Origin of the sequence: Methylobacterium sp. (assembly GCF_019750675.1) — a bacterium.
GTDB lineage: Bacteria > Pseudomonadota > Alphaproteobacteria > Rhizobiales > Beijerinckiaceae > Methylobacterium.
In genome coordinates this window covers 1-16,902 of the sequence record NZ_JAIEOF010000133.1, presented here as the reverse complement: position 1 = coordinate 16,902, position 16,902 = coordinate 1, and the positions used below count along the sequence as shown (strand labels likewise).

The following is a 16,902-nucleotide window of genomic DNA, read 5'->3' as shown; positions in this document are numbered from 1 at the left end:
ACGAGGAGCGAAGCGATGGCCACCCCGATGACGCGACCCTTTCCGTCGTTCGAGCCCGTGAGCCCGCCACTCGCAGGCGGACGCGAGGTCGCCCTCTTCGCGGGGTGCCCCGAGCTCCTCGGCACCCCCTTCTCCTACGGCCGCAAGGAGGAGATCTACGGCGAGGGCGAGGACGCCGACGTCGTCTACCGGCTCGGAGCCGCGACGATGCTGCGCGCCTGCGCGGGACTGCCGAAGACGAGCAAACCCAGGATGGGGCATGCGCGGTTCATGTCGCGCTCCGCGATGTCGGATATGGACCTGCGGCGACGCGGCATCGCGGCCGGCGGGCGGATGGCTCAGGCGTATTTCAGCTGGTCGAGGCGCGCCCCGTTCGGACAGAACTCCCGGTAGGTGGCGGCTGCGGTGCCAGCCCTCAGCGCGCGTGCGCAGCGGCTGCGTTCCCTGCAATCCAGGCAGGCCGCCTCGAGAGCCCGCATGGCTGCGGGCTCTCGCTGCCGGATGGCTTCGGGGTCGAGGTTGAGGCTTCGCATCAGTTCCACGATGCTGCGCAGCTTCGCGGTGGCTTCCACGCTGACGGGGGCCGGTCCGGGCGCCTTGGGCTTCAGCATCGTCATCATCATTTCCTGGTCGACGTTCCGGATTTCCCGGGCCGCCTCCAACAGGCAACACCACGCCTCCATCGAGGCGACGATGCCGAAGGGGTCGAACGGGTCGGGCTTTTCACGGGATGACGACATCGGGTTCTCCGTTGGCCGCCGGGTTCCTCAGCGAGGAGCATCGGTCTCATGCAGAGACCGATCTGGCGGGCACTCCTTGAGCGTGCAGCGGCCTGCGGGCGAGGCCATGATCTGGATCAAGCCCCATCGGCGTAATGGCGGACGGTTCCAGGCCGGATGCGGCGGTGGTGGGCGAGGAGACGTGCCATCGCGCATGACGCCACCCTGGACGGCGCGCCATCCGACCGGCTGGTTACGACGATCGGCACGGTCGCGCCCAGAACCAGGCCGGCGGCCTGGGCACCGGCGAGGTGCACCAGCTGCTTGGCCAACATGTTTCCCGACACGAGGTCCGGCGCGACGAGCACGTCGGCGTCGCCCGCGACCCGCGAGACGATGTGCTTGGCCGCAGCCGCCGGTCCCGACACCGCATTGTCGATCGCCAGGGGACCATCCACGAGGCCGCCGGTGATCTGGCCGCGCTCGGCCATCTTGCAGAGCGCGGCAGCGTCGACCGTCGAGACGATCCGCGGGTCGACAGTCTCGACCGCGGACAGGATCGCGACCTTCGGCTGAGGTACGCCGAGGGCGTGGCACAGCGCGATGGCGTTCTGGACGATGTCGCGCTTGTCACCGAGCGAAGGCGCGATGTTGACCGCCGCATCCGTGATGAAGAGCGGCTTGGAATGGTGCGGCACGTCGAGCGCGTAGACGTGGCTCATCCGCCGCTCGGTCCGCAGACCCGCCTCCTTCCGGACGGCGGCTTGCATGATCTCGTCGGTGTGCAGCGCGCCCTTCATCAGGGCGGCGACCTTTCCGGTACGCGCGAGCGCCACCGCCGCCTCGGCCGCCGCATGGCTGTGGCCCACGTCGACGATTTCGAAGGCGTCGAGCGCGAGGCCGGCCTCGACGGCGACCGCGCGTATCCGCGCCGCCGGTCCGACCAGGACGGGCTCGATCAGGCCCGCGTTCCGAGCCTCGACGGCACCCGAGAGGGACGTCGCATCGCAGGGATGGACGACGGCCATCCGGATGGGCGGAAGAGCGCGTGCGGCATCGAGCAGCTCCCGAAGGAACGGCACGTCGCCAAGCGTTCGAGAAGCCGCTTTGCGCTTCGCCTGGCCGACGGCGACGCGTGCGTCGCACGGTTCCGCAAGCGTGGAGACTAGGCGTCGGCTCATGCGCGGCTCCGATGCGGACAGGCCAGGACCCTGGACGCGGGGGAAGTCGAAAGCCTTGATCCATCGCAAGGCAGTGGCGAACGCGGCGTGGGCATTCTCGCGGATGGTATCCCCGAGGCCAGACCATGCGCGGCCTGCACGAAGCTCGCGGAACGGCACGGGCTATCCCGAATCGGGTTCGCCGCAGATCCTGGTGGTTCGCTGGTCTTACATCCGTGACCGGCGCCATCCTGGCGTGCACGGCGTCGCCCGACGCGAGGATGTGGACCGGGAACGCACCCGAAGGTCCCTACGAAGCCCTCGGCGTGTTCGGAGCGGCGTTCCATGCCATCCGCGCGCGGGCTGCGGAGGAGCGCAGCGAGGGCCAGCTCGTGGACGCGGCGATCTCCGGGATGATCGCGTCGCTGGATCCGTATTCGGGTTACGTGACCGCGACCGAACTCCAGGCGTTCGACGAGGAAGATACCGGGAGCTATGCCGGAATCGGTGTCACGGTCGAGGCGGGCGGGCGTATCCGCTCCGCCTTGCCCGGCGCCCCGGCGGCGCGGGCCGGCCTGCGCGCCGGAACGATCATCGAGCGGATCGACGGCCTGCCCATCCACGCCATCGACCGCACCAGGATCGTCGACCTCCTGCGCGGTGAGCCCGGAACGGCCGTGCGTGTCCAGGTCCGCCCTCCGGAGGGACATCTCGCCACCGAGATCGTTCTGACCCGGGAGTGGCTTCCCCTGCACCCGGTCCGCACCCGCATGCTGGGCACCGTGGGCTATGTCGGGCTCGACCATTTCGACGACTTCGCCACCGGGAGGCTTCTCGCGGCCGTGGCGGATCTCAAGGCTCTCATCGGTCCGGAGGCGATCTCGGGTCTCATCCTCGACCTGCGGGGGAACCCGGGCGGTCTCGTCGTACAGGCCGTGGCGGTCGCCGGTGCGTTCCTGGGACGCGGAGAGATCGTGCGCCTCGTCGGGCGCGGCCCCCGGGACGTCGAGCGCTTCGCACGCGAGCCCGGCGGTCGGGACCTGGTCGACGGGCTTCCACTGGTCGTTCTCGTCGACGGCGACACCGCCTCCGCGGCCGAGATCGTGGCCGCCGCGCTCCAGGACCATCGGCGCGCGACCCTCGTGGGCACGCGCACCTATGGAAAGGGTGCCGTCCAGACGACGTATCTCCATCGCGACGGACGCGGCCTGCGGTTGACGACCGCCTGGGTCGTCACGCCGGCGGGCCGAAAGGTGCAGGGACGCGGCATCGAGCCCGACCTCGTGGTCGCGCGGGGCGGCGATGCCACGATGCGTGACGACGATGCGGTGCCGGCCAGCCATCCCGAGCAGGACGCCACGTCGTTGCAGAACGGGATCACGGAAGATCTCCGCATCGATCCGGCCGGCGATGCCCAGTTGGCGGCCGCACTCCGGCACCTCGAGACCGTTCTCGAGCGCCGTGCCGGGCGCACCGGGAGCCGCCCGCCGGGCTTTGATCTGCCTCAAGGTACGCGCGCCCCGGATGGTCGAGAGTGAGCGAACCGTTCCGACCTGATCCGCCCGAAACCGACCCGTGAGGCATCCGATGACCACGACGTTCGACGAACGCGAGCGGGCCTTCGAGAGCCGTTTCGCGCAGGAGGAGGAACTGCGCTTCCGGGCCCGTGCCCGCCGCAATCGCCTGCTGGCGACTTGGGCCGTCGAGCGGATGCGGCTGACCGGGGACGCGGCCTCCGGCTACGTCACGTCGTTCGCCGAAGAAGCCGTCGTGGTCGACGACGAAGCCTTGTTGGCGCGCCTCCAAGCGGACCTTCGCGTGTGGGGTGTCGAAGAAACCCTTCCGGACCTGCGCCGGGAAATGGAGCGCTGCATCGCCCTCGTCGACGCCGAACGGCGCACCGGGCTTGCGCTGGATCAAGGCGCCTCCGCCTAGGGCGCGCCATCCTGGCCCGGACATCCCCACGAAAGCCAACGGGAGAAACGCCATGAGCGACAAGGACCTTCGCCGCGATGTTCTCGACGAGCTCGACTTCGACCCCAGCCTGGATGCCGCCGAGATCGGGGTCGCCGTCTCAGCCGGCGTGGTGACACTGACGGGCCATGTCGGCAGCTACGCCGAGAAGGTGGAGGCCGAGCGCGCGGCGAAACGGGTCAAGGGCGTGCGTGCCATCGCCCAGGAGATTCAGGTTCGCCTTCCCGACGCCAAGAAGGTCGAGGACGACCAGATCGCCGCGCGGGCCCTGGCCATCATCGACTGGTCCGTCCACCTCCCGAAGAACGCCATCCAGGTGAAGGTCGCGCAGGGCTGGGTGACGCTCACCGGGGCGGTGCCCTGGCAGTACCAGGCGATGGGCGCCGAAGCGGCGGTCCGCAAGCTGTCGGGCGTGTTCGGGGTGACGAACCTCGTCGAGGTCAGGCCGGACGTGCGGCCCACCGCCGTCAAGGAGAAGATCCTGGAGGCGTTCCGGCGGAACGCCCTGTTCGAGGCGGACGCGATCAAGGTCAGCGTGGAAGGCGACCAGGTCATCCTGGAGGGGGCCGTCACGGCCGGCATCGAACGGGATGCCGCCGAGCAGGCGGCCTGGTCCGTACCGGGCGTCCGGACCGTCGTCGATCACATCGTCGCCCTGCGCTGAGGAGCCATGACATGCCCCACGGAACACAGGAATCTGTCCCGTCCAGGCAGCGACACGGCAAGCCGCCTGGAAAGCAGGCCCTGCCGACCATGCTGTACCGGGTGACCCTGACGCTGGCCCGCTGCCCGGACTATCCGGACGGCAGCGTGGCACGGGGCTACGAGATGATCGCGCCGCTCGGGCCCGATGGCCATCTCGATGCCGCCTTCTGGCGCAAGACGCGCGAGAGTTGCCGCGTGCGCCGCTTCTGGGCGGGCGAGCGCGACCGTGACGGTCGCCTCGTTCACCGAGCCGGTGGGGATGGCGGTGCGACCTGGCTGATCGACTACGAGGACTGGACCAACGAGGACGACGAGCCGGGCTATCACCTCGGCACCCACGCCTTCGTTCCGGGAGAGTACGTCTCGATCCGCGACGCCGACGATGGGATCTACCGCACGTTCATGGTCGCCCGCGTCGTCCCCGCATCGGCCGGATTTCGCACATGACAGCGACGATCCTGCCGTTTCCGCCGTGGGGACCACGGCCCGATCTCGCGTTGGTCGAGGCCGCGTGGCGGCTCGCCTGGCGCACCTTCTGGGTGGACCTGCCGCTCGCCTGGGCCAGCGAAATGGACCGGTCTCTGTTTCGCTGGATCGAGCCGGTGGTCACCGAGACGGGCGCCGCCGGTCTCCACCCGGAAGAGGGGCCGCACACGGCGACGGAGGCTGTCGCCCTGAGCCTCGGATGCGATCCCTCGGCGGAGATCCAGGAGCCGAAGAAATCGCGGAACCGACGTGGCCGGCGACGCGCGCACGATCCGGTCCGCGGTCCGCTCACGTCTCACTGAAGGTCGGGCGGAACGACCTCGTGGGTCACGTCCTGGCCCGTATCGACCTCGCGCACGCTGATCCTGACGCCCCGTCGGATCAGGCGCTCCAAGTCCTGTGGCCCCAGGTAGGCTTGCCTCTCGGGGTCGTAGAGCCTGCATCCGCCATACCGCCTGAGCTGGCGAACGGCTGAGGACTTCTTGGTTGGCATCATCTCGAACACGCGGCGCGAGCCGCCTCCGACCATGCAGTAGATCTTATCTGGAATAATTAAATTGTGGGCGCGGCGCGCACAATAGCGGCGTTCCCCACCGCTTCGCCGTCGCGGCATCGGTTGACCGAGGCTCCGGTCATGCGCGCGATCTCACGCGCCTCGTCCGCGGGCACGATGCGGACCTGCACGGTGGAGGATCGATCCGCGATGTCCGCCGCGTCGCGGGTGTTCGCATCCGCGTCGAGGGCGATGCCGGCGAACGCGAGTCCTCGGCAGACGGCGGCGCGGACATGGGCGGCGTGCTCACCGATGCCCCCGGTGAACACGAAGGTATCGAGCCCGCCGAGCGCCGCGATCAGCGAACCGGCCTCGCGCACGATCCGGTAGGCGAACAGGTCGAGCGCCTCCCGCGCCTTCGGATCGTCGCTCGCCTCCAGCACCCGCACGTCGTCGCTGATCCCCGAGACGCCGAGGAGGCCCGACCGCTCGTTGAGGAGCGTGGCCACGGCGTCGGGCGACAGGCCGCGCTCGCGGATCAGGTACAGGACCAGCCCAGGGTCGACCGCCCCGCTCCGGGTGCCCATCATCAGACCGTCGAGGGTGGTGAAGCCCATCGTGGTGGCGACGCTCGATCCGTCCCGGATCGCGCACAGGCTCGCGCCGTGCCCGAGATGCGCCGCCACGACCCTGCCGCGCGGGAAAAGACCGGCGACGTGGGCGTAGGAGAGGCCGTGGAAGCCGAAGCGGACGAAGCCCTCCTCGGTGAAGGCGCGCGGAAGGGGATAGAGCTGGGCGAGCCGGTCCTGGCTGCGATGGAAGGCCGTGTCGAAGCAGGCGACCTGTGGCAGGTTCGGCCAGGTCTCGCTCACCGTTCGGACGCAGGCCAATGCCTGGGGCTGATGGGCCGGCGCCAGGGGGATCAGCGTCCGCAGGTCTGCGACGACCTCGGCATCGAGACGCAGCGGCGCGGCGTGGCGCAATCCGCCATGGACGATCCGGTGTCCGGCCGCCGTCGGCGCGGCGGGCAGTCGTTCGAAGAGCCATCTGGCGACCGTGGCGTGGTCCCCGGCCGGAGGCTGCGCATCGTCCCGGGCGCGGCCATTCGGCACGAGCCGCGGTGCGTTTCCGATGTCGGCGACGTGCGCCCGCCAATTCGGGGCATCCGCCCCGGGTCGGAACAACGCGCAGCGCAGGCTCGATGAGCCGGCGTTGACGACGAGGATCATTGTTCGATTTCCGGCAGGACCGTCCAGCCGTCGACGATCTCGACTGGCGCGGGCTTTTGCGCGTCCGCCGGACCGCCTTGCATGATGTCCGCCTCGATCCGGCGACGGTCGGGGTGGGCGTCCGCACGGTTCCCGGGCCAGACCCAGTCGCGGACCGCCGGCAGATCGTCGCCGGTACGGCAGACGTGCTCGTGATGGATCGCCAAGGCGTCCCGGAGGGCCTCCTGGGCGTGCTCCCCCCGGGCGCCGAGCCGTGGCGCGGTCCGCAGGGCGGCCTGCGCGAGATGGAACCGGTCGAGCCGGTTGAGGACGCACATGTCGAAGGGCGTCGTCGTCGTCCCTTCCTCGATGAAGCCTTGGACGTGAAAGTTGCCGTGGTTCGTCCGCTTGTAGGTCAGCCGATGGATGAGCCAGGGATAGCCGTGATAGGCGAACACCACCGGACGGTCGCGGGTGAAAAGGCTGTCGAAGGTCGGATCGTCGAGCCCGTGCGGATGCATCTCGCGCGAGGCCAGGGTCATCAGGTCGACGACGTTGACGACCCGGACCCGCAGCTCGGGGACATGCCGGCGCAGCCAGTCCACGGCCGCGAGGGTCTCCATCGTCGGCACGTCCCCCGCGCAGGCCATCACCACGTCGGGCTCGGCCTCGCCCTCGTTCGTGGCCCAGTCCCAGATCGAGGCGCCGGCCGCGCAGTGCCGGGCCGCCTCGTCCAGGCCAAGCCATTGCGGGGCGGGCTGCTTGCCGGCCACCACCACGTTGATGCGGTCGTAGGTGCGCAGGCAGTGATCCATGACGCACAGGAGGCTGTTGGCATCCGGCGGCAGGTAGATGCGCGCCGTGTCGCCGCGCTTGTTGGCCACGAAGTCGATGAAGCCCGGGTCCTGATGGCTGAAGCCGTTGTGGTCCTGGCGCCAGACATGGGACGACAGCAGGATGTTGAGGGAGGGGACCGGCCGTCGCCAGGGCAGTTCGCGCGAGGACTTCAGCCACTTGGCGTGCTGGTTCACCATGGAGTCGACCACGTGCGCGAAGGCCTCGTAGGTCGCGAACAGGCCGTGCCGGCCGGTGAGGACGTAGCCTTCGAGCCAGCCCTCGCAGAGATGCTCGCTCAGGACCTCCATGACGCGTCCGTCGCGCCCGAGGTGCTCGTCGCCCGGCAGGATCGCCTCCTGCCAGGCCCGGGTCGTCACGTCGAACACCGCGTCGAGGCGGTTCGAGGCGGTCTCGTCGGGACCCATGATGCGGAAGTTGCGTGCCTCCGCGTTGAGAGTCAGGACCTCGCGCAGGTAGGTGCCCAGCACACGGGTCGCCTCGGCCCGGACCCGGCCGGGCTCGGGCACCGCGACCGCGCGGCGACGCAGGTCCGGAAGGCGCAAGGGCGCGCTCGTATGGGCATTGGCGTGCGGGTTCGCCGAGATGCGCCGGCGGCCCTTCGGCGGCAGGGCCGCGAGGGCCGGCGCGAGCGCGCCGTCCTTTCCGAACAGCGCCTCGGGACGGTAGGACTTCATCCAGGCTTCCAGAATGGCGCGGTGGTCCGCGTCGTCCCGCACGGCGGCGACGGGCACCTGATGCGCGCGCCAGGTGCCCTCCACCGGCTTCCCGTCGACGGTCTCGGGGCCGGTCCAACCCTTCGGGCTTCGCAGGACGATCATGGGCCAGCGCGGGCGCTCGACCTTGCCCCGGCGGGCGGCCTTCCGGATGCCCGCGATGGCGTCGAACGCCGCGTCGAGGGCGGTGGCCATGGCCTGGTGCATCGCGGCGGGCTCGTGGCCCTCGACGAAGGCCGGCGCATAGCCGTAGCCGACGAGGAGGCTGCGCAGTTCCTCCCGGGGCATGCGGGCGAGAAGGGTCGGGTTGGCGATCTTGTAGCCGTTGAGGTGCAGGATCGGCAGGACCGTCCCGTCATGGCGCGGATCGAGGAACTTGTTGGCGTGCCAGGCGGCGGCCAGCGGTCCGGTCTCGGCCTCGCCGTCGCCGACGATGCAGGCGACGGTCAGGTCCGGATTGTCGAGGGCCGCCCCGAAGGCGTGCGCCAGTGCGTAGCCGAGTTCGCCGCCCTCGTGGATGGAGCCCGGCAATTCGGGCGAGGCGTGGCTCGGTATCCCTCCCGGGAAGGAGAACTGGCGGAACAGACGGGCCATCCCGTCGAGGTCCTGCGCCACGTCCGGATAGATCTCGCTGTAGGTGCCCTCCAGGTAGGCGTTGGCCACCAGCCCCGGCGCGCCGTGACCCGGCCCCCAGACCGCGATCAGGTCGAGGTCGCGCTGTCGAATGACCCGGTTGAGGTGCGCGTAGATGAAGTTGAGGCCGGGCGTGGTGCCCCAGTGTCCGAGGAGCCGGGGCTTGAGGTGCTCGGGCTTAAGGGGCTCGCGCAGCAGCGGGTTGTCCATCAGGTAGATCTGCCCGACCGACAGGTAGTTGGCCGCCCGCCAATAGCCGTCGATCAGCCGCAAACAGTCCGGACCGAGGGGACCGGGCACGAAGGGGTCACCGGGCGGCCCTCGGCCGTCTTCGGTGGCGTCGACGGTTCCTGTGAGCGGCTCATCCATGTCGGGGTCCCGGGCTCGGGTGATCGCACCGCCATGCTGCCCTCCGCCCGACCTCCCGCCTTGAGCTGGATCAACGCCGGTCCCGACCGGTCGAGGCGGCCTCGCGTCGTCGTCCGACGCGCTCGGGGAGACCCACCATGATGCCGGCTGCCGCTCGCCTTCCCCTCATCGTCTGGCTGAGCATCCCGCTCCCGGCGCAGGGGCAGTCTCGTGCGCCCGCACTGGTCTTTCACGGCAATTACCGCGGCCTGGGCAACAACGTCCCGCTCCCTCCGATCGACGCACTCGATGCGGCCTGCGCACGGCACGACGCCTGTACGCCTGCCGGGGGTCTGACGTCCTGTCCTGCAATCTGCGCCTGCACCGAGAGGCCGATCGTATCGCGCGCGACCCGAGGATCCCGGACGATGTGCGGGCCCTGGCGGGCCTCATCGCCGCCGGCGCCTCTCTGTTCCCCTTCGATCCGAGACCCGAAGCCGTCGCGGACGTCCCGGCCCCGGTCCAAAGGCCACGCGGCCGTCGGACCAGCGGTTGACCTCCGCCGGGGCGGTCACCGGAAGCCCGGGCCAGTCGAACCTCCGCGCACCTTGCGGGGCGCTCGTCGCTCAGAAAGACACCTGTTTCGCGGTGATCTGTCCGGGCTGGTCCCGGCCGGGCGAAGCATCCTGTCCGCCGCAAGCCGGGGGACATTGATCCACCTCGGGGGATTGGCCGGAGACGATCCGGCCCTCCATGGGACAGTCCCTCGGCTCGGCCGGGACCCCATCCGGCAAACGCCTGGACCGGACCGCGCGTGCGATGGCGTCGGTCAGGCACGGTCGGTCGAGGATGGGGACGTCGCCGAAGGCCCGCGGCACCGGGATGGCGCCCGAGAACAGCGCGAAGGGGATGCCCCGGCGACGCAGCGCACAGGCCAGGGGGAAGCAGGGGCCTTCCTGCAAATCGACGCTCACCACGGCGAAGGCCGGCTCGCCGCCGGCCAGGCCTTCCACGGCCTCCTGGCAGGTGGCGTAGGGGCCCTGCACCGCGTAGCCCTCGTCGGCCAGCATGTCCTCCAGCCACATGGCCGGCAGCGCCTGCGGTTCCGCCACGAGCACGACCGGTCTGCGCGCCTGATCATTCCCCGGCATTGCGTGTCCCCCGCTGAACGAAACGTCGAGGCAACATGAGGCCGGCACGACCGGCGTTGATCTATCGCAACGAATGGACTGCGCTGAAGAGCATCGCGGCGACGGCGAGGAGCATGCAGGCGGTCGCCAGCCATCCGAGCCACCGGAGCGGCCCGCGCACCGCGAAGGCGCCCATGATGTCGGTGCGGGCCGCGGCCAGCATCATCACGGCCATGATGGGCACCGCGATGACGCCGTTGACGACCGCGCTCCAGTACAGGGCCCGGATCGGGTCGACGGCGCCCAGGCTGACGATCATGCCGACGAGGGTGGCGAGCGCCACCGTCCCGTAGAAGGCGCGCGCCTCCAGGAGGTGGCGGCCGAAGCCCACCGGCCAGTGCCGCGCCTCGCCGACCGCGTAGGCCGCCGAGCCGGCCAGGACCGGCACCGCCAGGAGCCCGGTGCCGATGATCCCGAGGGCGAAGACCGTGGCGGAGAACGGGCCCGCCAGGGGGCGCAGCGCCTCGGCCGCCTGGGCCGAGGTCTGGATGTCGGTGATGCCGTGCGGGTGCAGCACCGCGGCCGTCGTCACCATGATCGCCAGGGCGACGAGGTTGGAGAAGGCCATGCCCACGAGGGTGTCGGCCTCGATCCGGTGCAGCGCTCGCCGCCCCTGGCCGGGCGCGTGCAGCAGGTCGCGCCGCCGTGGGTAGGCGTGCAGGTCCTCGGCCTCCTCCGCCGCCTGCCAGAAGAAGAGGTAGGGGCTGATCGTGGTGCCGAACAACGCCACGAGAGTGGTCAGCCCCGCACCGCTCGGATCGATGCGCGGCAGCGCGATGGCGATCCCGAGATCGAGCCAGGAGACGTGTGCGAAGACGACGACACCGAGATAGGCGAAGAGGCTCAAGGTCAGCCACTTCAGCACGGCGACGTAGCGGGTGTATTGCAGCACCAGTTGCATGAACATGCAGGCCCCCGAGAACAGGATGACGTAGAGCCAGCGCGGGCCGGGCAGCAGCAGGTTCAGGGCGTCGGCCATGGCACCGAGGTCCGCGCCGAGGTTCAGGGTGTTGGCGACGAGCAGGAGCAGGACCACGCCCTGGAGCAGGCCGTTCGGGTAATGCTGGCGCAGGACGCCGGCGATGCCGTGGCCGGTGGTGCGCCCGATGCGGGCCGCGACCATCTGGACGGCGGCCATCAGGGGCAGGCTGTAGAGCAGGGTCCAGCACAGCGCGTAGCCGAGTTGCGCCCCGGCCTGCCCGTAGGTGGCGATGCCGCTGGGGTCGTCGTCCGAGGCCCCCGTGATCAGGCCGGGTCCGAGAATACCCAGGACTCGTGGTTTCGACGGGCCGACGGCGGCGCTCAGGCCCTCCGGATCCTCCGGCTCGGCGAGGCGGCTTGCGACAGGCACCGGAATCTCGGTCACAGGTCGATGCCCCGGGCGCCGCCAGGGCCCGCGCCGTGCGTAACGGGGGAGGGGGCATCGGGCGGAGACCAGATCCTGCGGGCGACCTTCAAGGCGGCGTTCAGGTCATCGCGGTCCGTGCCATAGCGGCGGTACAGGGCTTCGAGCCACGGCAGCGTGCCGTCGGGGCCTGGCCAAACCTCTGCGGCCGGCACGTGATACATCCCGTCGAGGGCCTCGATACCGTACCCGGTGACGGCCCATTGCCGCCCCCGCCAGTGCACCGGTTCGGTAAGCGTGTGTCCCATGACCTCGCTCCCATCTGAGCGGAGCTACGTAAGTTCTTCCTGCACCGCGGCGGCCTCGCAGGAATCCGCGCGGAGCCGCCAATCCACGATGCCGTTGGCTTCACAGAAGAGCGCCTGCCCGGCCGCGAGGGCGGAAGCCTCCGACGCGGCCGGGACCAGGACCTGATGCTGGCGCACGGGCCGCTCGTGACCGGTGTCGTCGCAGACCAGCTTGTGGAACGTCACCAGGAACATCCTCATCGGATCGCCTCCGTTCTCGCGCGACGAGACACCGTCTCGTCCTCCGCGAGCGGAGTTGGGCCCGGCGTCGGATGGCCGCCTTGATCTGCCGCAAACCCAGGCGCCGCATGGGGGACGACGCAGGTCCGCTTCGGCGCGAGCAGCGTGCTGCGAATGCCGGACGACGCCATTCGATGGACGTGGCCCTTGCCGTGCAGCGGCCAGTATCGCTCCATGGCGAGATAGGTGAACGAAGCCGACCAGCCGATCAGCATCAGGCCGTTCATTGCCTCGACGCCGGAGATGAGGCGGGCATGACCGGTCGGGAAGTGATCGCCGAAGCCGAGCGTGGTGTAGGTCACCACCGAGAAGTACAGGCAGTCCTCGAAGGTGGTGACCGGCACGCCCGCGAAGGCGCCGTTACCGAGCCGCAGCACGAGCAGCCAGTAGGCGCCGGCATAGATCCACACCGCCGCCGTGTGCCCGACGAAGGCCGCGAGCACCACGACGAGGATGCGGGCGCGCGGTGGAATCGGAAGCTCGGCCAAATGCTCGGAGGTCAGTCGCAGGACCTCGTACAGCACCAGGATGGTGATGATGACGAGGACGACGCTGGCCGACAGGGCGATGAGCATAGGGCTGTCCCGGGAAAGACCCCGGGACCAGCATGCGCAAAGTCGCGACGGCCGCCTTGACCTGCCTCAACGCAGCGCCGGCCGTCCGCACCAGATTCGTGGGCCGGACGTCATCGGGTTCTGATCCAGATCAAGGCGCACGACGATCCGGCGCCATCACTTCCTGATGCGCCCCGATCGGGGCGTACGTCAGCAAGGGAGGCCGGCGATGCCGGACGTTCGCGTATCCGAGGATCTGTGGTCCACCGGAATGCTGCCCGAAGGCATCCTGGAGCACTGGCTCGTCGAGGACGGGGCCAGGGTGAGGGCCGGGGAGGCCGTAGCCGCCGTGCGGATCGGCGAGGCGCTCCACGACATCCTCTCGCCGGTCGGCGGGCGCCTGGAAGTCCTCGCGCCCGCCAGCGAGGTCGTCGATCCCGGCTGCATCATCGCCGAGGTTCATGCCTGAGGTTCATGCCTGAGGGCGCGCCGCGGCCGGACCTTTGAGCGAGATCAAGGCCGGCCGGCCCGGGAGGCGAGAGGATGACGGGAGCGAACCACGGCGGATGGTGCCGTGGGCACCGGTGGGAGGTTTCACATGGCTCACGCCAACCCGCACGCGCCCCCCTCGCCTCCGGGATGGCGGACCGACGAGATCCTGCTCGGCGCCCTGCAGCACGCGGCCGGCGTCGCGCTGGTGCTGGCCGCGTGGATCCTGATCCTCGTCGACCTGGGCCGTCCCGGCGCCTCCGCGCTCCTGCCGGGCCTGCTGGTTCTCGGGCTGTCCACCGCCAACCAGCTTCGCTTCCGCGTCGTCCTGGAGCGCGCCATCGCGCTCACCGGTGCCTGGACGCTGCTGGCTCCCTGGATGCTCGGGTTCGCCGCCAACGATGTGGCGACCTGGGCCCACGTGACGCTCGGTTGCGTGATTCTCGCCTCCGCCCTGGCCTCGCTCAGGCTGGCGCGGAAGCCATGACCGGAGCGGCATCGTTCCGGATCGGAAAGCTCGCACTCTCGGGACTGGCGGCGGTCATCCTCGGTTTCCCGGCCACGGCCGTGCCTGGCGAGGATCACCGCATCCGGGGCTGGACGGTCGCCGCGCAGCTTTGCAGCCGCTGCCACGTCATCGGCAGGGAACCGCAGGAAGGCGGACACGTCGGACCGGACTTCCCGACCATCGCCGCCATGCCTTCGACCACGGGCGTCGCGCTCAATGTCTTCCTGCAGAGCCATCATCAATGGATGCCGAGCGTGCGGCTGGACCGGGACGAGATGGATGCGGTCATCGACTACATCCTCAGCCTCCAGGAGGCGGAAGCCGCGAGGCCCTGAGGCCGCACGATCGCGAGCGATACGCCCCATTTCGCGTGTTCCTGGTCCGTGCTCCTCGTCGACAACGACGCCACCGACGCCCGGTCCGCCATCCCGTCGCGTCCGCACGCCGGCCATCGCGGCGAGCCTCCGGTGGTGCCGGGTAAGGCCCGGGACCCTTGGGGCGAACTCCGTAAGGCGTGGCCGTCGATGGCCGGTCTCAGCCCGTGACGGTCGCGGCCGCATCCCCTACGATGGGGGCGGGAGACCGAGCATGGCGCATGACCACGATCACGCCGACCACGATCACGATCACGACCATTCCCATCCCGCGAGCGAACTCTCGCCGATGGAGTTGCGCGTCCGCGCCCTCGAGTCGGTCCTCGTGGAGAAGGGCTACGTCGACCCGGCCGCCCTCGATGCGCTGATCGAGACCTACGAGACCAAGGTCGGCCCCCACAACGGTGCCCGCGTGGTGGCGCGTGCCTGGGTCGATCCCGCTTTCCGCGCGCACCTTATGGCCGACGCCACCGCGGCGATGCGCGAACTCGGGATCGGCGGGCGCGGCGGCGAGCACATGGTGGTCGTCGCCAACACCCCCGAGGAGCACAACCTCGTGGTCTGCACCCTGTGCTCCTGTTACCCCTGGCCCGTGCTCGGGCTGCCGCCGGTCTGGTACAAGTCGCCGCCCTACCGCTCGCGCGCGGTGATCGAGCCCCGCGCGGTACTGGCCGAGTTCGGCGTGACGCTGCCGGCCGACCAGCGCATCCGGGTCTGGGATTCCACCGCCGAGCTTCGCTACATGGTGCTGCCGATGCGCCCCGCCGGGACGGAAGGGCTCGACGAGGCCGCGCTCGCCGCCCTCGTCACCCGGGATGCGATGATCGGCACCGGCCTGCCGCGCACGCCGGAGCGAAACGCATGAACGGCGGTCAGGATCTCGGCGGCATGCATGGCTTCGGCCCGGTCGCGCCGGAGGCGGACGAGCCCCGCTTCCACGCACCTTGGGAAAAGCGGGTCTTCGGGCTCGCCATGGCGATGGGCTTCACCGGCACCTGGAACCTCGATGCGAGCCGCGCGGCCCGCGAAGCCCTGCCGCCGGGCGAGTACCTCACCTCCAGCTACTACGCGATCTGGTTCAAGGCGCTGGCGCGCCAAGTCGAGGCCCACGGCCTCGCCACGGCGGACGAATTGGCCTCCGGCACGGTCTCGACACCGGCCTTGCCGGTCAAGCGCGTGCTCCGGGGCGAGGCCGTGGCACGACTCTTCGCGGGCGGTTTCCCGAGCGACCGGCCCGTCGCCACCCCGGCGCGCTTCGCGCCGGGTGAGCGCGTGCGCGCCCGCCGGATCAATCCCGCCGGGCACACCCGCCTGCCGCGCTACGTGCGTGGGCAGGTCGGCACCGTGGAGGCCGTGCACGGCAGCTTCGTCTTTCCGGACACGAACGCGAACCTCGCCGGCGAGGCGCCGCAATGGCTCTACACCGTCCGCTTCGCCGGCCGCGACCTCTGGGGCGACGCGGCGGAGGCGGGCCACGCCGTCTCGGTGAACGCGTTCGAGAGCTACCTTGACCCCGTCGATCCGGAGCCGGCGGCGTGAACCCGTTCTCGATGGGCGACGGCCCGATTCCCCGCGGCGGCGCGGCGGACCCGGTCTTCGCCGAGCCCTGGGAAGCCCAGGCCTTCGCCCTCGTGGTGGCGCTCCACGACCGCGGCCTGTTCGACTGGAGCGAATGGGCCGAGGCGCTCGGCGCCCACACGCGCCGGACCGGACGGGCGGCGGACTACGCCGCCTGGCTCGACACCTTGGAGGGCCTGCTCGCGGCGCGCGACGTCACGGCGCCCGGCCTCCTCGCGGAACGCCGGGCCGCCTTCGCCCGCGCGGCCGCCGCGACCCCGCACGGCGCGCCGATCCTCCTCGCGAACGATCCCCTGTGGTCCGGCGCCTGAGGGCACCCGGCCGACCGGATCTCAGAGACCGAGGCGGCCCTGGATCCGCCGGGCCGTCTCCGTCCGCCGCGCGGTGATGTCGGCCGCCGCCGCCCGCGCCCGTTCGAGGACGGCCGGCGGCGCCCGTTCCGGCGTGCCCGCATCGAAGGGCGGCTCGGGCGCGTAGGCCATGGTGAGCTGAATGAGCTGCGCCGCCGCCTCGCCGCGCAGGCGCGCCGCCACCGTGAGGGCTCCGTCGATGCCGGCGGTGACCCCGGCGGCGGTGACGAGCGCGCCGTCCTCGACCACCCGCGCATCCACCGGGATCGCCCCGAAATGATGCAGGAGATGGTGCGAGTTCCAGTGGGTGGTGGCCCGCCGCCCCTTCAGGAGCCCGGCGGCCCCGCAGATCAGCGCGCCGGTGCAGACGGAGAAGACGCAGAGCGCCCCCGCGGCCTGTCGCCGGACCCAGTCGAGAATGACGGCATCCTCCATCAGCGCCTCCTGGCCATAGCCCCCCGGCACGTGCAGCACGTCGAGGGGCGGTGCCTCGGCCAGCGCCGCATCGGCGGTCAGGCGCAGACCCCGGAGGTCGCGGACCGGCGCGGTGTCCCGGGCGTAGATCCGGTAGGTCGCGTTGGGCACGCGCGACAGAACCTCGAACGGCCCAGTCAGGTCGATCTGGTCGAT

General features: G+C 70.6%; 22 protein-coding genes and 2 pseudogenes. 13 read left to right on the top strand and 11 right to left on the bottom strand.

Going from position 1 to position 16,902, the window contains the following annotated elements:
• Positions 1 to 27: 27 nt before the first annotated feature.
• Positions 28 to 195 (top strand): annotated as a pseudogene (locus tag K2X24_RS07170) (transcriptional regulator); the annotation flags it as partial.
• 143 nt (positions 196 to 338) lie between these two features.
• On the opposite strand, the gene K2X24_RS07165 reads toward K2X24_RS07170, so the two are convergent.
• A complete protein-coding gene (locus K2X24_RS07165; protein WP_292496199.1) occupies positions 339 to 740 on the bottom strand; it encodes a heavy-metal resistance in 402 nt (133 codons plus the stop codon).
• A 116-nt stretch (positions 741 to 856) separates the two neighbouring features.
• Positions 857 to 2,059 carry a bifunctional enoyl-CoA hydratase/phosphate acetyltransferase gene (locus K2X24_RS07160; RefSeq protein ID WP_292496197.1) on the bottom strand — a complete coding sequence of 401 codons (1,203 nt, stop codon included), beginning with the start codon at positions 2,057 to 2,059 and terminating at the stop codon, positions 857 to 859.
• 101 nt (positions 2,060 to 2,160) lie between these two features.
• On the opposite strand from K2X24_RS07160, the gene K2X24_RS07155 reads away from it, so the two are divergent.
• From K2X24_RS07155 to K2X24_RS07135, 5 genes are all read left to right on the top strand, one after another.
• Complete coding sequence (locus tag K2X24_RS07155; protein ID WP_292496195.1) at positions 2,161 to 3,417, top strand: S41 family peptidase; 1,257 nt, start codon at positions 2,161 to 2,163, stop codon at positions 3,415 to 3,417.
• A gap of 49 nt (positions 3,418 to 3,466) precedes the next feature.
• Positions 3,467 to 3,814 carry an ATPase inhibitor subunit zeta gene (locus tag K2X24_RS07150; protein WP_292496193.1) on the top strand — a complete coding sequence of 116 codons (348 nt, stop codon included), beginning with the start codon at positions 3,467 to 3,469 and terminating at the stop codon, positions 3,812 to 3,814.
• A 52-nt stretch (positions 3,815 to 3,866) separates the two neighbouring features.
• Positions 3,867 to 4,517 (top strand): BON domain-containing protein, encoded by a 651-nt coding sequence (locus K2X24_RS07145; protein ID WP_292496191.1) that lies wholly within the window; start codon positions 3,867 to 3,869, stop codon positions 4,515 to 4,517.
• Between the two features lie 89 nt (positions 4,518 to 4,606).
• Entirely contained in the window at positions 4,607 to 5,005 is a 399-nt protein-coding gene (locus K2X24_RS07140; RefSeq protein ID WP_292496207.1) for a hypothetical protein, read from the top strand.
• Entirely contained in the window at positions 5,002 to 5,346 is a 345-nt protein-coding gene (locus K2X24_RS07135) for a hypothetical protein (RefSeq protein ID WP_292496188.1), read from the top strand. Before K2X24_RS07140 ends, K2X24_RS07135 begins: the two co-directional genes overlap by 4 nt.
• Here the strand turns inward: K2X24_RS07135 and K2X24_RS07130 are convergent.
• From K2X24_RS07130 to K2X24_RS07120, 3 genes are read right to left on the bottom strand one after another with little or no spacing between them, the layout of a single operon-like run.
• Positions 5,340 to 5,537 (bottom strand): polyhydroxyalkanoate synthesis regulator DNA-binding domain-containing protein, encoded by a 198-nt coding sequence (locus K2X24_RS07130; protein ID WP_292496205.1) that lies wholly within the window; start codon positions 5,535 to 5,537, stop codon positions 5,340 to 5,342. The two genes, K2X24_RS07135 and K2X24_RS07130, sit on opposite strands and share 7 nt — an antisense overlap.
• 59 nt (positions 5,538 to 5,596) lie before the next feature.
• Positions 5,597 to 6,766: an acetate/propionate family kinase gene (locus K2X24_RS07125; RefSeq protein WP_292496185.1), complete on the bottom strand. Its 1,170-nt coding sequence runs from the start codon at positions 6,764 to 6,766 to the stop codon at positions 5,597 to 5,599.
• Positions 6,763 to 9,318: a phosphoketolase gene (locus tag K2X24_RS07120; protein WP_292496184.1), complete on the bottom strand. Its 2,556-nt coding sequence runs from the start codon at positions 9,316 to 9,318 to the stop codon at positions 6,763 to 6,765. The genes K2X24_RS07125 and K2X24_RS07120 overlap by 4 nt, the downstream gene beginning before the upstream one ends.
• A 140-nt stretch (positions 9,319 to 9,458) precedes the next feature.
• Here K2X24_RS07120 and K2X24_RS07115 point away from each other — a divergent pair.
• Positions 9,459 to 9,853: pseudogene (locus K2X24_RS07115) on the top strand (hypothetical protein).
• Between the two features lie 70 nt (positions 9,854 to 9,923).
• On the opposite strand, the gene K2X24_RS07110 reads toward K2X24_RS07115, so the two are convergent.
• From K2X24_RS07110 to K2X24_RS07090, 5 genes are all read right to left on the bottom strand, one after another.
• Complete coding sequence (locus tag K2X24_RS07110; RefSeq protein WP_292496181.1) at positions 9,924 to 10,448, bottom strand: histidine kinase; 525 nt, start codon at positions 10,446 to 10,448, stop codon at positions 9,924 to 9,926.
• 61 nt (positions 10,449 to 10,509) lie between these two features.
• Complete coding sequence (locus tag K2X24_RS07105; protein ID WP_292496179.1) at positions 10,510 to 11,838, bottom strand: NRAMP family divalent metal transporter; 1,329 nt, start codon at positions 11,836 to 11,838, stop codon at positions 10,510 to 10,512.
• A gap of 11 nt (positions 11,839 to 11,849) precedes the next feature.
• Positions 11,850 to 12,140: a hypothetical protein gene (locus K2X24_RS07100; RefSeq protein WP_292496177.1), complete on the bottom strand. Its 291-nt coding sequence runs from the start codon at positions 12,138 to 12,140 to the stop codon at positions 11,850 to 11,852.
• A 24-nt stretch (positions 12,141 to 12,164) separates the two neighbouring features.
• Entirely contained in the window at positions 12,165 to 12,380 is a 216-nt protein-coding gene (locus tag K2X24_RS07095; protein ID WP_238282506.1) for a hypothetical protein, read from the bottom strand.
• A complete protein-coding gene (locus tag K2X24_RS07090; protein WP_292496172.1) occupies positions 12,377 to 12,994 on the bottom strand; it encodes a potassium channel family protein in 618 nt (205 codons plus the stop codon). The genes K2X24_RS07095 and K2X24_RS07090 overlap by 4 nt, the downstream gene beginning before the upstream one ends.
• A 208-nt stretch (positions 12,995 to 13,202) precedes the next feature.
• On the opposite strand from K2X24_RS07090, the gene K2X24_RS07085 reads away from it, so the two are divergent.
• The 6 genes from K2X24_RS07085 (at position 13,203) to K2X24_RS07060 (ending at position 16,233) form a co-directional block, all read left to right on the top strand.
• Complete coding sequence (locus K2X24_RS07085) at positions 13,203 to 13,442, top strand: biotin/lipoyl-containing protein (protein ID WP_292496169.1); 240 nt, start codon at positions 13,203 to 13,205, stop codon at positions 13,440 to 13,442.
• A gap of 129 nt (positions 13,443 to 13,571) precedes the next feature.
• On the top strand, positions 13,572 to 13,949 hold the full coding sequence (locus K2X24_RS07080; RefSeq protein ID WP_292496167.1) for an SPW repeat protein: 378 nt from the start codon (positions 13,572 to 13,574) through the stop codon (positions 13,947 to 13,949).
• On the top strand, positions 13,946 to 14,305 hold the full coding sequence (locus tag K2X24_RS07075) for a cytochrome C552 (RefSeq protein ID WP_292496165.1): 360 nt from the start codon (positions 13,946 to 13,948) through the stop codon (positions 14,303 to 14,305). The genes K2X24_RS07080 and K2X24_RS07075 overlap by 4 nt, the downstream gene beginning before the upstream one ends.
• A 253-nt stretch (positions 14,306 to 14,558) precedes the next feature.
• Positions 14,559 to 15,209: a nitrile hydratase subunit alpha gene (gene nthA / locus K2X24_RS07070; RefSeq protein ID WP_292496161.1), complete on the top strand. Its 651-nt coding sequence runs from the start codon at positions 14,559 to 14,561 to the stop codon at positions 15,207 to 15,209.
• Positions 15,206 to 15,883, top strand: a complete 678-nt coding sequence (nthB, locus tag K2X24_RS07065; protein WP_292496158.1) for a nitrile hydratase subunit beta — start codon at positions 15,206 to 15,208, stop codon at positions 15,881 to 15,883. Before nthA ends, nthB begins: the two co-directional genes overlap by 4 nt.
• 11 nt (positions 15,884 to 15,894) lie before the next feature.
• Complete coding sequence (locus K2X24_RS07060; protein WP_292496202.1) at positions 15,895 to 16,233, top strand: nitrile hydratase accessory protein; 339 nt, start codon at positions 15,895 to 15,897, stop codon at positions 16,231 to 16,233.
• A gap of 21 nt (positions 16,234 to 16,254) precedes the next feature.
• Here K2X24_RS07060 and K2X24_RS07055 read toward each other — a convergent pair.
• Positions 16,255 to 16,902, bottom strand: a 648-nt coding sequence (locus tag K2X24_RS07055) for a DJ-1/PfpI family protein (RefSeq protein ID WP_292496155.1), incomplete at its 5' end; no start/stop codon positions are given.

Bases quoted from the DNA above. Each gene is read 5' to 3' on its own strand.
- K2X24_RS07165 (WP_292496199.1), bottom strand. From the start codon at position 740: ATGTCGTCATCCCGTGAAAAGCCCGACCCGTTCGACCCCTTCGGCATC.
- K2X24_RS07155 (WP_292496195.1), top strand. From the start codon at position 2,161: ATGTGGACCGGGAACGCACCCGAAGGTCCCTACGAAGCCCTCGGCGTG.
- K2X24_RS07150 (WP_292496193.1), top strand. From the start codon at position 3,467: ATGACCACGACGTTCGACGAACGCGAGCGGGCCTTCGAGAGCCGTTTC.
- K2X24_RS07145 (WP_292496191.1), top strand. From the start codon at position 3,867: ATGAGCGACAAGGACCTTCGCCGCGATGTTCTCGACGAGCTCGACTTC.
- K2X24_RS07140 (WP_292496207.1), top strand. From the start codon at position 4,607: ATGCTGTACCGGGTGACCCTGACGCTGGCCCGCTGCCCGGACTATCCG.
- K2X24_RS07135 (WP_292496188.1), top strand. From the start codon at position 5,002: ATGACAGCGACGATCCTGCCGTTTCCGCCGTGGGGACCACGGCCCGAT.
- K2X24_RS07130 (WP_292496205.1), bottom strand. From the start codon at position 5,537: ATGCCAACCAAGAAGTCCTCAGCCGTTCGCCAGCTCAGGCGGTATGGC.
- K2X24_RS07125 (WP_292496185.1), bottom strand. From the start codon at position 6,766: ATGATCCTCGTCGTCAACGCCGGCTCATCGAGCCTGCGCTGCGCGTTG.
- K2X24_RS07120 (WP_292496184.1), bottom strand. From the start codon at position 9,318: ATGGATGAGCCGCTCACAGGAACCGTCGACGCCACCGAAGACGGCCGA.
- K2X24_RS07110 (WP_292496181.1), bottom strand. From the start codon at position 10,448: ATGCCGGGGAATGATCAGGCGCGCAGACCGGTCGTGCTCGTGGCGGAA.
- K2X24_RS07100 (WP_292496177.1), bottom strand. From the start codon at position 12,140: ATGGGACACACGCTTACCGAACCGGTGCACTGGCGGGGGCGGCAATGG.
- K2X24_RS07095 (WP_238282506.1), bottom strand. From the start codon at position 12,380: ATGAGGATGTTCCTGGTGACGTTCCACAAGCTGGTCTGCGACGACACC.
- K2X24_RS07090 (WP_292496172.1), bottom strand. From the start codon at position 12,994: ATGCTCATCGCCCTGTCGGCCAGCGTCGTCCTCGTCATCATCACCATC.
- K2X24_RS07085 (WP_292496169.1), top strand. From the start codon at position 13,203: ATGCCGGACGTTCGCGTATCCGAGGATCTGTGGTCCACCGGAATGCTG.
- K2X24_RS07080 (WP_292496167.1), top strand. From the start codon at position 13,572: ATGGCTCACGCCAACCCGCACGCGCCCCCCTCGCCTCCGGGATGGCGG.
- K2X24_RS07075 (WP_292496165.1), top strand. From the start codon at position 13,946: ATGACCGGAGCGGCATCGTTCCGGATCGGAAAGCTCGCACTCTCGGGA.
- nthA (WP_292496161.1), top strand. From the start codon at position 14,559: ATGGCGCATGACCACGATCACGCCGACCACGATCACGATCACGACCAT.
- nthB (WP_292496158.1), top strand. From the start codon at position 15,206: ATGAACGGCGGTCAGGATCTCGGCGGCATGCATGGCTTCGGCCCGGTC.
- K2X24_RS07060 (WP_292496202.1), top strand. From the start codon at position 15,895: ATGGGCGACGGCCCGATTCCCCGCGGCGGCGCGGCGGACCCGGTCTTC.